13 protein-coding genes are annotated in these 13,073 nt (G+C 56.4%); 5 read left to right on the top strand and 8 right to left on the bottom strand.

Features of this window, described 5'->3' with window-relative positions:
• Positions 1-13: 13 nt before the first annotated feature.
• From ACX5K5_RS11875 to ACX5K5_RS11865, 3 genes are all read right to left on the bottom strand, one after another.
• Positions 14-805 carry an amino acid ABC transporter permease gene (locus ACX5K5_RS11875; protein ID WP_096256971.1) on the bottom strand — a complete coding sequence of 264 codons (792 nt, stop codon included), beginning with the start codon at positions 803-805 and terminating at the stop codon, positions 14-16.
• A 97-nt stretch (positions 806-902) separates the two neighbouring features.
• Positions 903-1,697: an ABC transporter substrate-binding protein gene (locus ACX5K5_RS11870; protein ID WP_459174432.1), complete on the bottom strand. Its 795-nt coding sequence runs from the start codon at positions 1,695-1,697 to the stop codon at positions 903-905.
• Between the two features lie 156 nt (positions 1,698-1,853).
• On the bottom strand, positions 1,854-3,191 hold the full coding sequence (locus ACX5K5_RS11865; RefSeq protein ID WP_188685137.1) for an isochorismate synthase: 1,338 nt from the start codon (positions 3,189-3,191) through the stop codon (positions 1,854-1,856).
• 286 nt (positions 3,192-3,477) lie between these two features.
• Here ACX5K5_RS11865 and ACX5K5_RS11860 point away from each other — a divergent pair, with 286 nt between their 5' ends.
• Positions 3,478-4,575, top strand: coding sequence for a polyprenyl synthetase family protein (locus ACX5K5_RS11860; protein ID WP_096256968.1), 1,098 nt, complete (start codon positions 3,478-3,480; stop codon positions 4,573-4,575).
• A 63-nt stretch (positions 4,576-4,638) separates the two neighbouring features.
• On the opposite strand, the gene ACX5K5_RS11855 is transcribed toward ACX5K5_RS11860, so the two are convergent.
• Genes ACX5K5_RS11855 through ACX5K5_RS11845 form a run of 3 tightly spaced genes read right to left on the bottom strand, consistent with a single transcriptional unit; the run spans position 4,639 to position 7,008 of the window.
• Entirely contained in the window at positions 4,639-5,151 is a 513-nt protein-coding gene (locus ACX5K5_RS11855) for an HIT family protein (protein ID WP_096256967.1), read from the bottom strand.
• Positions 5,151-5,585, bottom strand: coding sequence for a hypothetical protein (locus ACX5K5_RS11850; RefSeq protein ID WP_096256966.1), 435 nt, complete (start codon positions 5,583-5,585; stop codon positions 5,151-5,153). The genes ACX5K5_RS11855 and ACX5K5_RS11850 overlap by 1 nt, the downstream gene beginning before the upstream one ends.
• Before the next feature lie 19 nt (positions 5,586-5,604).
• Positions 5,605-7,008: a PucR family transcriptional regulator gene (locus tag ACX5K5_RS11845; protein WP_459174431.1), complete on the bottom strand. Its 1,404-nt coding sequence runs from the start codon at positions 7,006-7,008 to the stop codon at positions 5,605-5,607.
• A 113-nt stretch (positions 7,009-7,121) separates the two neighbouring features.
• On the opposite strand from ACX5K5_RS11845, the gene ACX5K5_RS11840 reads away from it, so the two are divergent.
• The 3 genes from ACX5K5_RS11840 (at position 7,122) to gabT (ending at position 10,397) form a co-directional block, all read left to right on the top strand.
• Positions 7,122-8,720 carry a sodium-dependent transporter gene (locus ACX5K5_RS11840; RefSeq protein ID WP_096256964.1) on the top strand — a complete coding sequence of 533 codons (1,599 nt, stop codon included), beginning with the start codon at positions 7,122-7,124 and terminating at the stop codon, positions 8,718-8,720.
• Positions 8,721-8,722: 2 nt separating this feature from the next.
• Positions 8,723-8,863: a methionine/alanine import family NSS transporter small subunit gene (locus ACX5K5_RS11835; protein ID WP_096256963.1), complete on the top strand. Its 141-nt coding sequence runs from the start codon at positions 8,723-8,725 to the stop codon at positions 8,861-8,863.
• A 193-nt stretch (positions 8,864-9,056) separates the two neighbouring features.
• Positions 9,057-10,397 (top strand): 4-aminobutyrate--2-oxoglutarate transaminase, encoded by a 1,341-nt coding sequence (gene gabT / locus ACX5K5_RS11830; RefSeq protein WP_188685129.1) that lies wholly within the window; start codon positions 9,057-9,059, stop codon positions 10,395-10,397.
• A gap of 70 nt (positions 10,398-10,467) precedes the next feature.
• Here the strand turns inward: gabT and rarD are convergent, their stop codons facing one another.
• Positions 10,468-11,406: an EamA family transporter RarD gene (rarD, locus tag ACX5K5_RS11825; RefSeq protein WP_096256961.1), complete on the bottom strand. Its 939-nt coding sequence runs from the start codon at positions 11,404-11,406 to the stop codon at positions 10,468-10,470.
• A 222-nt stretch (positions 11,407-11,628) separates the two neighbouring features.
• Between rarD and htpX the strand changes: the two genes are divergently transcribed.
• A complete protein-coding gene (gene htpX / locus ACX5K5_RS11820) occupies positions 11,629-12,492 on the top strand; it encodes a zinc metalloprotease HtpX (protein WP_096256960.1) in 864 nt (287 codons plus the stop codon).
• 89 nt (positions 12,493-12,581) lie between these two features.
• Here the strand turns inward: htpX and ACX5K5_RS11815 are convergent, their stop codons facing one another.
• Positions 12,582-13,070 (bottom strand): YajQ family cyclic di-GMP-binding protein, encoded by a 489-nt coding sequence (locus ACX5K5_RS11815; protein WP_096256959.1) that lies wholly within the window; start codon positions 13,068-13,070, stop codon positions 12,582-12,584.
• Positions 13,071-13,073 lie beyond the last annotated feature (3 nt).

The following is a 13,073-nucleotide window of genomic DNA, read 5'->3' as shown; positions in this document are numbered from 1 at the left end:
TCTCTATTCCTAACTATCGCTGGGTCCGCGCGCTGCGTGACTCAAGTTTACGGGCAACCAGGCTCAACGGAATGGTGATAACCAGGTAGAACAGGCCTGCGACAACCAGCGGGGTGATACCGGCGTCAAGCGATGAAATGCCGTCGCGACCAAACTTGGTCATCTCGTACTGGGCGAATGATGCACCGAGAATGAACGCCAAGGAGGTGTCCTTGGTCAGCAGGATAATTTCGTTGGTCATCGGTGGCAGCACAATCTTGAAGGCTTGCGGGATCACGATGGTGACCATGGCCCGCCATGCTGGCATACCCAGGGACCGAGCAGCTTCAGTCTGCCCCTTAGGCACTGCCTGCAAACCTGCACGCAGGGTTTCTGCGATATATGCCGACGAGACCAGACCCAACGCGAACATCACGTTGACCGGCTGTGGCCAGTTAGTTCCGAATGCCTGAGGTAGACCAAAACCGAAGGCCAACAGCACCAGAATGGCCGGAATACCGCGGAAGAATTCAATAAATGCCGTGGCAAACCAACGGTAGGGTGCGAAAGACGCCATCTTCATCAATGCCAAAATCAAACCCAGAACGAGGCCGAAAGCAAAGGAGATTATGGTGTAGAAAATGGTGTTCTTTAGACCGATGAGGATCATGTCTGGGAACATCGGTCCCAATTTGTCGAAGGAGAAGAAGGCGTACGCCGTCTTATCCCAGTCCACGGCTGCGATGACGGCAACGATGGCGATGACAAAAATGCCTATTTGGATGGTCTTGCTCATGCGGGCGCGCTGACTGGTGGTCATTGCCATGCTGAATTACCTCTCATAAAGGGAGCGGGGATAGGCCCAACACCGTTGGTTTGCGGCCTATGCCCCGCTCGCTTTGAAAACTGTTAGTGGCGGAGGATTATTTCTCGCCGAACCACTTCACAGTTAGTTCTTCCATGGTGCCTGCATCGGTCAGACGCTTCAGGGTGCCGTTGACGAGGTCCAGGGTCTCGGACTTGTCCTTTGGAACCGCGACGCCTAGCTGCTCGCCGGTCTTGAAGTCGGCGACAACCTTGTAGCCTGGCTTGTCCTTGATGGTGTAGCCGAGCACCGACTGGTTACCCAGTAGTGCGTCAACCTGACCTGCAAGAAGCGCCTGGGTCTGGAGGCCCGCATCCTCGTAACCGATGGTGTCCTTCAGGCCCTGTTCCTTGGCGTACTTCTCGCCGGTGGTTGCCTGCTGAACGCCGACCTTCTTGCCCTTGGCGGACTCGATGTCGGTAACTCCGGACCCGTCGGCGGCGATCAAGACCAGATCATCGTCCATGTAAGGGGTAGAGAAGTCCATCTTTGCCTTGCGAGCATCGGTGATGGAGACCGAGGAGATTGCCACGTCGCACTTGACGCTGAACAAGCCGGATTCGATCGAGTCGAAGCTAGCATCGATGACATTAAGTTCCAGCTTGGCATCCGTGGCGATTTCTGCGGCGATGTCCATGTCGAAGCCGACGTTCTTGCCGTCCTTGACGAATTCGAAGGGCTCGTAAGGAATATCGGAGCAGACGGTGAACTTTCCGGCGTTGACCGGGAAGCCGGAGCTTGCCTCGTCGGAGGAGCTGTCGCTTCCGCCCGAGGAGCCGCATGCGGTCAGTGCTAGTAGTGCCACCGAGGAGACGGCGAGCGTTGAGACGAAGTTCTTCTTGATTCGACGCATAGGATCAGAACCTACTTTCGGTAATGCGAGTGGATCAGTGCGTAGGCACAATCATAACCACGGACACACTAGACCGAGATTTCCATCACACAAGTCGGCTCAAGCGTAAGTATTACTTATGCTCAGAATCTGTGAAAAAACACCATGCACAAGACTCTATTCGGCCTGTAAGGCTTGACGCATCGGGCGCATTTTTGCCCAAGATTCGGCAAGTTCTGCTTCTGGCACCGAACCGGGGACGATGCCGCAACCGGCGTAGAGCCGCATCATGTTCTCGGTTTCAAGCATGCCGCCGCGCAAAGCGATGCCGAATTCTCCGTCACCACGGCTATCTACCCAACCCACCGGACCCGCGTAAGGCCCGCGGTCTAGACCCTCAAGTTCACGAAGAAGCACCCCGGCCCGCTTAGTAGGGGTACCGCACACCGCTGCCGTTGGATGGAAAATCTCCGCGACGTCCAATGCGGAGGGCAGTTGCCCCTCGGCATCCGCGCGCAATTCGGCGCGCACGTCGCTGGCAAGATGCCAGACATTGGGTAGCTGCAAAATGAAAGGTTCTTCCGGGGACTGCATGCCGTGCGAGATCGGGTTCAGGGATTCGGTGAGCGAATCGATGGCCAGCTGATGCTCGTGGCGCTGCTTGGGATCTTCGAAGAGCTGCGCGTGGGCATACCCGGTAGCGTCTGCCCCGGCGGTGGCACGATCCAAGGTTCCAGCCAAGACACGCGCCTCGGCAAGTCCGTTGGTGACACGTACCAGCATTTCAGGGGTCGCACCTACCAAGCCATCTACGGCGTAGGTCCAGCAATTGCCGTACTGCTCGGTCAGCGTGCGCAACACGGAAGCCAGATCAATCGGGGAGCTGCTGCGGGCCACAATATCGCGCGCCAAGACCAGTTTGGAGATACCACGATCTTCAAACTGTCCCAGCGCCTTGGTGACGGCTTCCAAATAGGAACCTGCGGTGAGCTGTCCGGTGGTTAGTTCAATTTCACCCGGAGCGCTGGCCGCAATGGCGGCCTGCGCCAGCTTGACCTCGGCCAGCGCCAACGCGTCGGCAAACTGCATCCCGGCAAGCTTCTCGGCCGTGCCGGTCACGGTAATCCATGCATGCTCGCCATCTTTGCCGAGTACCACTTCGGGGATCACCAAACGTGAGGCGAAAGAGCTAGTGAAAGAAAAAGCGAAGGAACCGAAGGCCACCAGTCCACTGCCCGGTCGGGTGATCGGGTCCGTGATTTGTGCCAGCTTGATGATCTGCGCGAACCACGCCCGTGCCTGAGCGAAGCGCTCTTCACCTTGAGTATGGATTTGGGCGGCCACGCCGAATCCAACGAGGCCATTTCCATTTCGAGTCCACACCATCGCGTGGTGTCTTAAGGAGTCGGAAATAAGTGACTGCGCGGCATCCTGGAATTTGAAGGTGACACTGGTCAAAGCCGGTGCCGGGGATTGGTGCGCGGTGGGGGTGAGTGCGGTCGAATCGGCAGACATGATAGGGCTAAGCCTACCGCGGCGCACCCGCGTTGGTCAGCGCTAGGTGTTGCTGCTCACCCATGTGAGATGTAGCGGGTCGGTGTCGCACACTATGGATCAACCGGTAAACTCAGGGACAAATACAGTTCTGGTGCTCCGCCGGTCATCAACGGCGGTTGCGGAGTGCCCGAAGACGCTCAGTGGTAAGCATCGGCTAGAGTGAAGTTTGCGTGCATTTGGCATGCAAGGAGTCTTCGTTCTTTGCGATGACCAACCCGATGAAAGATAAGTAAGCCGTAAAACAGTGACTGATTCCAAGAGCAACTGGACCGCAGCCGGCCACGAGGTGTCCGACTCGATTGAGCTGAATCCTGAAACCGCGGTACTTGCTGCGGCCATAAGTCTTCCGTCGGGCTTCGCGCTGATTGCCGAAGACCCGGAGTTTGGCCCTGCCATCTCCGTGGGTATGGCCAAAGTTGAGAAGCTACTGCGAGACGCGATAGCCAACTCCGACCCGCTAATTGATGCCACCAGCCGTCACCTCGTCGAGGCCGGCGGAAAGCGTGTGCGCCCACTGTTGGTGCTGCTCACAGCACTTTTGGGCGACGGCATCAACGACGACGTGATCAAAGCCGCCGCAGTGGTCGAACTGACCCATCTGGCGACCCTTTACCACGATGACGTGATGGACTCCGCGCCGATGCGTCGCGGGGCACCCACCGCCCACGAGGTGTGGGGCAACTCCGTGGCGATCCTCGCCGGCGACTTGATCTTCGCCCGCGCTTCGGTCTTCGGATCCGAGCTTGGCCCAGAGGCCGTGCGCTGGCAGTCACGAACCTTCGAGCGGTTGTGCCTAGGCCAGCTGCACGAATCGATTGGGCCACGCGAGAACGACGATGCGATCACCCACCATATTCAGGTGATCAGCGATAAGACTGCCTCATTGCTGGCAACCTCCGGAGCCTTCGGCGCCAAGTTTGGTGGCAGCCCACAGTTTGTTGAGGTGCTGCGCGAGTATGGCGAAAAGGTCGGTGTGGCTTTCCAAGTTGCCGATGACGTCATCGATATCGCTTCCGAAGAATCAGATTCGGGCAAAACCCCCGGAACCGATCTTCGTGAAGGCGTCCCGACCCTCCCGATCCTGCTGTTACGTCAGGCAGCCGAGCACGGTGACACCCAGGCGCAAGCCGCGGTGAAGCTGGTCGATGCGGATCTAAGCACCGATGAAGCATTGGCACAGGCGGTCACCGCCGTAGCCGCGCACCCGGCAACTCAGGAAGCCTGGAACGTGGCCCGCCGGTGGGCAGATGATGCAATTCAGATTCTTGCGCCGCTACCCGAAGGAACTATCAAGCAAGCGCTGATTTCCTTCGCTGATGCGGTTGTCACCCGCGAGGCCTAAGTTTTAAACACCAACGCTGCCTGTTCTTCTTCCGAAGAGCAGGCAGCGTTTGTTTAAGTATTTTTAGCGAACCACGTCGGTGTCGGTCAGCCGGTAGGGGTGCTCGGCGGAGAATAAGGCGCTACGAAGCTCCAGAGCCTTGCGTGCGCGGTCTTCAACCGAGACCCGGTGGCGTAGCTGGCGGTACAGCTCATCGTCTGCGTAGCGTGGAAAAACATGCTGGTGATAATGCCAGACATGCTGATTGCCTGCAGGCTCGTTGTGTTGTCTGGTACTGGTGCCCGCGGGATTCCACGCCAACTTCATCGCCAAGGCAACCCGTTTGGTTTCCCACATGATGGCAGAACCCGTTTGCTCATCCAGATCATAGAGCGCCTCCAGATGGGCGGTGGGAATGATCATCACGTGACCGCCATAATTCCCGAAGCCATCACAAGCCATGATGGCGGCAACTAAGGGCGTGCGATAAATCAGGTCGCTTGGCGCGCACAGATTATCTGGGCTAAAAGGCTGGTCGTTGAGCAATTCGCAAAACGGGCACTGATAGTCCGTTGGTTCGTGGGAGCTATGGAGCACTAGTCATCCAGTTCAGCTGCTAGTTCTTCAAAGACCCAGCTGAACATGTCAAAGGTGAATTCGCTGAAGGTGCCTTCTTCGCTGGTCCATGTTCCCTTCGAGTTATTACGGCGGTAAACGATTGGATCTGGCACCGAAAGCTGCGAAGTTTTGAAACCCCACACGTATTTTTCTTCTTCGTCTTCTAGGAAGAGCAGGTATTCCCCGTCAATTTCTAGTTCTTCGGGATCAAAGAAGAAGTGGTAGGCCTCGGTGAAGTCTTCGTTGTTACCTACCGCGAGGTAGAACTCTTCGAGGACAAACGGGATCGAGACGCCGGACTGGGCTAGGCCCTCGGCCAGCTCCTCGGCGTTCAACCCGTCAGCTTCATTCCACTTGTCCTCAAGGTATTTCGGGACGAGGGAACGGAACTTCTCAAGAAACATGTCAGCCATGTCTTTATCCTATCGAGAATTAGCCCAGTTCAAGTGCGCTCAACGCGATCCACAGCTGGACCCGATCACTGGTGATGTTCGGATCGTATCCGGACAGTTCGGCGATTTGTTGCAATCGGTAGCGCACTGTATTGCGGTGCAACCCTAATGATTCAGCGACTGCGCCGACCGAACCATCACGATTTAAGTACTCGCGCAGTGTTTGTTCTAGATCTGAATCGTGAGTTGCATCAAATTTTCTGATGGGACCTAAGGCCTCTTCGGCGAGGTCTTGGAGTGGCACATCACGTGCGGCAAGCAAGAGCGAGGTCAATGACAACTTATTTGGAACATTAACACGATCACCATGACTCAGTGCTTCCAAGGCCTCAAAGTAGCTCCAGCGGATGCCGGTGGTGTTTGGATAGCGTCCGCCATAACCTACCCGAGCGGTGATCCCGGCGTCGTTTAGATATGTATCCAAGCGAGCCACCGACGCCTGGAGCTGATTGTGCGCCACAATAATCGCTAGGCGATCCTCCACGATCACCGAAACCTGTGAGCTGAGCTCGGCCGGCAACGGCAAGGCGTGCAATCGTTCTGGTTGAGAGGTGGTCTGGATGAGGATCACCGCATGCTCGCGCTTTGGGTTCAGCCCCAGGGCCCCGACACGGACCGCCGCGTCCGCTCCGGTGAGTGTGCCCGCGGCGAGATCCGCTAGTACCTGCCCATTGGACTGACGTTCAGAGGAAAGTAGTCGGGCGTTATTGGCCACTTCCAAACCAATCAATGACTGTGCGTACTCGACGAGCGGGTCTGCCGCATAGGGCTTGGCGAGGTGCAAGACACATTTATCGCGAATGCCGGTGGCTACCGGCAGACTATTCCAATCGCGCTGTGGATCGAAGTCACCGCTGATGCATTCGCCATATAAGGTCAGTGCGACATCGGTATTGAGGATTCGCGCTAGTTCGCCAAGCATCGTTTGCAGATCTGAGGAGAGCAGCGCCCGCGTCAGTTTCTGGTGCGAACGTAGGAGGCGTTCGAGGCGTTTGAGGTGGTCGGCATTCAGTGCCTCGGCGATCACCCGGGTGATCGCGGCAAAAGGAATTTGGTAGGGGACCTCAAAGACGGGCAACCCAACTTCGTTTGCTGTCTGTAGGATTGTGGCTGGAACATTTTTATGTCCCAGCCCGGTGCCGAATCCCAAAGCCACCACATCGTTCTCGGCAAGGGTTCTCACGAACTCGCGTTGACTTGCAGTAGTTTTTTGCCGGACACCCGTGGTGAGGACAATTTCACGGCCTGTGAGAAAATGCGCTGGGTTGAGAAGTTCGGTAACCGCGCCCCAGGTGATTGCGGTGTTGTTGGCTGTGGAATGATCGTTTAGTGGACGTAAGTCCAGCTCGTCAATAGCCAATAGGGCGCGTAAAGTGATTGCCATAAGGCAATTCTAGAGTGCTCGGTAAAGTTCCCGAAAAACTAACTTGTTCAGATACTGGACATTGTTATCAAAAAATTGCCCATAATGTGAACTATTTAGGCTAGTTTAGTGCCATGAGCACTCCATCTTTGAAAAAGGGCGCTCCACTCGCTGAAGGCAAGCGCGAGACGTTCTCGTCGCGCAAGCTTTTTATTCTCTCGGCGATTGGTTCAGCCGTTGGTCTGGGAAACATCTGGCGTTTCCCCTATGTCGCCTACGAAAACGGCGGCGGCGCATTCCTTATCCCATACCTTGTCGCAATACTTTGCGCTGGTATCCCACTGCTATTTTTGGACTACGCGATCGGCCACCGCTACCGCGGTTCGGCGCCGCTGGCGTACCGCCGAGCTAACCGCAAAGCAGAAGTGCTTGGTTGGTGGCAGGTACTAATCTGTTTTGTTATCGCGATCTACTACGCGGCCATTATCGCGTGGGCCGCCATGTACTGCTGGTTCTCCATCACGAAGGCTTGGGGCGACGATGCCGCGACCTTCTTCATGGAAGACTTCTTACAGGTTGCCCCGGAGGCCGGTGTCTCCTTGGATATCGTCGGTGGCGTCTTCGGCCCAATGCTCGGCGTCTGGCTCGTGGCGATCATCATCATGGTGGCAGGCGTCAACAAGGGCATCTCGCGTGCCAACGGTATTTTCATGCCGTTGCTGATCGTGATGTTCGTGATCCTCGTAGTTCAGTCGGTCTTCCTGCCTGGCGCAATTGACGGCCTGAACGCATTCTTCACGCCGAACTTCGAAGCGTTGCAGAACCCAGGTGTGTGGGCTGCGGCCTTCGGTCACATCTTCTTCTCGCTGTCCGTAGCCTTCGGCATCATGGTCACTTACTCCTCCTACATGAAGCGCAAGAGTGACCTGACCGGTTCGGGTTACGTTGTAGCTTTCGCTAACTCCAGCTTCGAATTGCTTGCAGGCATTGGTGTCTTCGCAGCTCTTGGCTTCATGGCATACAACGCGAACTCTGCCGTTGGCGACGTAGCCACCAGTGGTATCGGCCTGGCGTTTATCGCCTTCCCGACCATCGTCTCGGCCGCACCATTTGGTTCGGTCATCGGCGTGCTGTTCTTCGGCTCGCTGGTCTTCGCAGGGTTGACCTCGTTGATCTCGATCCTTGAAGTAATCGTTGCCGCGTTCCAGGACAAGTTGGGCTGGAACCGCAAGTCCGCCACTTTGGTGGTTACCGTTCCGGTGGCGTTTATCTCGATGGTTCTCTTCCCGACAACCACGGGCCTCTACCTGCTGGACACCATGGACGCTTTCGTGAACCAGTTCGGCATCCTCGCATGCGCCTTGGTTATCGTGATTGTCTTCGGTGCCGGTCTGGGCATGTTGCCGCGTTTGGCTAAGCACCTGAACCGTCACAGCTCGATCAAGTTGGGTACCGGCTGGATGGTTCTGGTTGGCGGTGTGGGCCCGGCTGCGCTGGGTTACATGTTGATCAATGAAGTCCAGACCAAAATTTCCGAGTCTTACTCGGGCTACCCGGTCTGGTTCAACGGTGTCTTCGGTTGGGGCATGGCTGGTGCGCTGATTGTTGGCGCGGTATTGATGTCCTTGGTCCCATGGAGCAAGAAGTCTAAGCTGAATGATCCAGAATTTGAGGAACACCAGCAAAAAGTTGAGGCAGAAGAGTTGCCAGACCCAGTTGGAAAGGAGTACTAGCCATGAGTGGAATCGCAATTACCTTCATGATCATCTCCATGCTGACCATTTGGGGCGGCTTGGCGCTAAGCCTGTGGAATCTATCCCGCCATCCCGAGAAGCAGGATGACGATATAGAGCTCGCCCCAACGGGTAACGAGTAACCACAAAGTCATCTGGTCTCCACCCCGCGAATTCTAGATTCGTGGGGCGGAGACCTTTCTTGTGCAAGTGCACTATGAAGGTGGTTCATTTTTGTGCCGGTATTGGTAGATCGATACGAATCCCGGCCATAGTGTTCTATCTAGAGTCATACCGGCCGAACTAGAGCCGGATATTTTTTTGAAAGGAATCACGGTGGACGTTACTTACCGCATCGAGCAGAAGCGCCAGATTAATGGCGCCTTCCCAGGTCCAAAGTCCCAGGCACTGGCCGCCCGCCGTGCCAAGGCAGTCGCAGCCGGCGTTGCTTCTAGCCTGCCGGTCTACGCAGCCGATGTAGACGGTGGAATCATCGTTGACGTGGACGGAAATCAGCTCATCGACCTCGGCTCGGGTATCGCGGTCACTACCGTCGGTGCGTCGAACCCAGCGGTAGCCAAGGCTGTTGCCGAGCAGGCAGCTCGATTCACCCACACCTGCTTCATGGTGGCACCGTACGAGAATTACATCGAGTTGGCCGAAAAGCTAGCGACGATCACTCCGGGCCACTTTGAAAAGCGCGCAGTATTCTTCAACTCGGGCGCCGAAGCAGTAGAAAATGCGATCAAGGTTGCTCGCGTAGCCACCGGACGCCAGGCAGTGGTGGCCTTTGACCATGCCTACCACGGCCGTACAAACCTCACCATGGGCTTGACCGCCAAGGCCGCCCCCTACAAGCGTGGCTTCGGCCCGCTGGCTCCTGAGATCTACCGGATGCCAATGAGCTACCCATACCGCGAAGAAAACCCCAACATCTCAGGTAAAGAAGCCGCAGAGCGCGCAATCTTGGCCATGGAGAAGCAGATTGGCGGAGATCAGATCGCCGCGATCATCATCGAACCGATCCAGGGCGAGGGCGGCTTCATCGTTCCCGCCACCGGCTTCCTGCCACGCGTGGCTGAGTGGGCCAAGGAAAACGGCATCGTGTTCATTGCAGATGAAGTCCAGGCAGGCTTCGCCCGCTCGGGCGCATGGTTCGCCTCGGACATCGAAGGTATCGAACCAGATCTGGTGACCGTGGCTAAGGGCATCGCTGGCGGCATGCCGCTGTCGGGCCTGATTGGTCGCGCCGAACTATTGGACTCGGTCCACGGTGGCGGACTGGGCGGCACCTACGGTGGCAACCCTGTGGCCGTGGCTGCAGCGCTAGAGAGCATCAAGTTCATGGAAGAGCAGGATCTGGCCGGGCGAGCCCGCCAGATCGAAGAGCAGTTCTTCACTCGCTTTGGTGTTATCCGAAAGGAAATCTCCGCACTGGGTGACATCCGTGGACGTGGCGCAATGGTCGCCATTGAATTCGTCAAGGCTGGCGGCAAGGAACCAGACGCCGCACTGACGAAGAAGATTGCCGAGGAATGCCTCGCAGAAGGTGTTCTGATCCTCACCTGCGGTACCTACGGCAACGTAGTGCGCCTACTGCCACCATTGGTGATCAGTGACGAGCTGCTCAGCGAAGCATTTGACGTTCTTGAAGCGGCGATTCGCAAGCACGCCTAATTCTTGAGTAAATAATTCGGGGGCTGGTTCTAAACGAACCAGCCCCCGCGTTATTTAATGAATGAATTGATCAGCTGACTTTTTTGGGTTCAGGCCCCGGGCCAACACGTGGGGTACGCACCATGTCCAAAACAATGAGTACTACCGCTACCCAGACCAGCGCGAAGCCAATCCAACGCTCCGCCGGCATTGACTCACCGAATACCAGTAGGCCCAGGATGAACTGCATAATCGGTGCCAAGAACTGCAAGGAACCTAAGGTGCTCAGTGGAAGACGACGGGCCGCTCCGCCAAAGAGCAGTAGCGGTACAGCCGTGATAATGCCACTGATGGCGAGCAAGGCAAAGGTTGGGACATCTACGGAGGTAAACACCGAGGTGCCGTGGAACATCGTCCAGCCCAAGAAAATGAGTGATAGCGGGGTCAGCAGTAGCGTTTCCATGGTGAGCGCACCCAACGCGGTGCCACTTTTGCCGACCTGATTTTTGACCAGCCCATAGAATCCAAAGGAGAAAGCCAAGCCCAAGGAGATCCAGGGGACCCGGCCCAAACCGACCGTCAATACGATCACTGCAAGCGCGGCAACGGCCAAGGAAAGCCACTGCAGGCGACTGAGCTTTTCCTTCAAGACGATCACGCCCAGGACAATCGCGACGATGGGGTTAATGAAGTACCCCAACGAAGCCTCTAAAACGTGGCCGGTGAGTATCGCAAAGGCGTACAGCGTCCAGTTCACCGCAATCAGAACGCTGGCAAGGCCGAGTCTGCCCACCGTTTTGCCGTCTCTGAACATGCTGATGAACAGACGAATCTGTTTGGTGGCTAGCAACAGCAACATACAGAAGATCAGCGAGAAAACGATCCGCACAGCAACAAATTCAAAGGCTGAGATCTGCGGTAAGAACAGGAAGTACAGGGGGAGTAAACCCCAAATGAGGTACGCTGCGGTGCCTTGGATCAGGCCCAAGGAATGTTCGGAGCGAACTGGTTTATTGCTGCCGGAACTCATGAGTTATTCGTGTCTTCTTCCGCCATGTCTTGAAAAGTTCACGCGATCCGCAGACCCGCGCATTATCTGTTGATCGTATGTCCCGCAGCGCCTCACAGTCACACTAGGTGATAGTAGTCACCTTAGGGCCCGCGCAGCGACTCGTCGGGGAACAAACCTTTCGGGCCGGTCGTTCAAATACACTAAAGGTATCGGGATTACGGACACGGGGAGTGGACCTAAGTGCATAAACATAACAATGGTTTTAAGACTGCGCTATTGCTCGGCGGCATGTTTGCCCTGTTGCTTGCGCTCGGCTCGCTCATTTCCGTCGGTAGCGGCAATAGTTCCTTTATCTGGATCTTTGCGCTGGTCGGTCTGGGCACCACTGCCTACGGATACTGGAACAGCGATAAGATCGCGCTGCGCTCTATGCAGGCCTATCCGGTCACCGAGGCGGACCAGCCAGGCATGTACCGCATTGTCCGTGAGCTGTCGATCAATGCGCAACAGCCGATGCCGCGCCTCTACGTCTCGCCAACTACCTCACCTAATGCTTTTGCCACCGGCCGAAACCCGGAAAACGCCGCGGTCTGCTGCACGGAAGGGATCTTGCAGCTGCTCGATGAGCGTGAACTGCGCGGAGTACTGGGCCACGAACTAATGCACGTATATAACCGTGACATCCTCACCTCCTCGGTGGCCGCCGCGGTAGCAGGCGTCATCACCTCTGTTGCACAGTTCATGTTGTTCTTCGGTGGACGCGATAACCGCAACGTTAATCCCATCGCGTTGATTGCTATGTCCTTGTTGGCCCCGCTGGCCGCCTCGATGATTCAAATGGCAGTCAGCCGTACCCGCGAGTTCGACGCGGACGAAGATGGTGCCAAACTCACCGGTGATCCACTGGCGCTGGCTAGTGCTCTGCGCCGCTTGGAGTCGGGCATCAGCGCCGCCCCGCTGGCACCCCAGGATCAGAAGCTGGTCAACAGCTCACACCTGATGATTGCTAACCCTTTCGGTTCGCGTCTGAAGCAGATGTTCTCCACACACCCGTCGATGGATGACCGGGTGGCTCGACTTCAAGCGATGGCACGCGGGCAGTAATAGCTTGTGAAACAGCAAAGGGCGTCGTTGCCAAGAGTGGCAACGACGCCCTTTATGCGTGTGGCTTAGAAGCCTTACGCGGTGTGCGTCTAGCGGAAGTTCACAAACTGTAGGTCTGCTTCGTCGAAACCACGAAGCAGCGTCATAGTGGCCTGCAAGTCATCGCGGGACTTCGATGATACGCGCAGCTCATCACCCTGAATGGTGGACTTGACTCCCTTGGGTGCCTCATCACGAATGAGCTTGTTGATCTTCTTGGCAACATCCTGAGCAATACCCTCAACGATGGATGCTTCGATGCGGTATTCCTTGCCCGATGCGTAAGGCTCGCCGGCGTCCAAGGACTTCAGGGAGATGTTGCGCTTGACCAGCTTGGACTGGAAGACATCCAGTACAGCCTTGACGCGCTCTTCAGAGTTCGCCTTCATCAGGATCTTCTCGCCGCTGAAATCAACTTCTGCGCCGATGCCCTTGAAGTCGTATCGCTGGACGATTTCCTTCTGAGCCTGGTTCATTGCGTTGGCGACTTCTTGACTGTCTACCTTGCTGACAACATCAAATGTGGAATCGCTAGCCATGTG

It is taken from the genome of Glutamicibacter bergerei, assembly GCF_054495185.1.
This window is presented reverse-complemented; position numbering and strand designations above follow the sequence as displayed.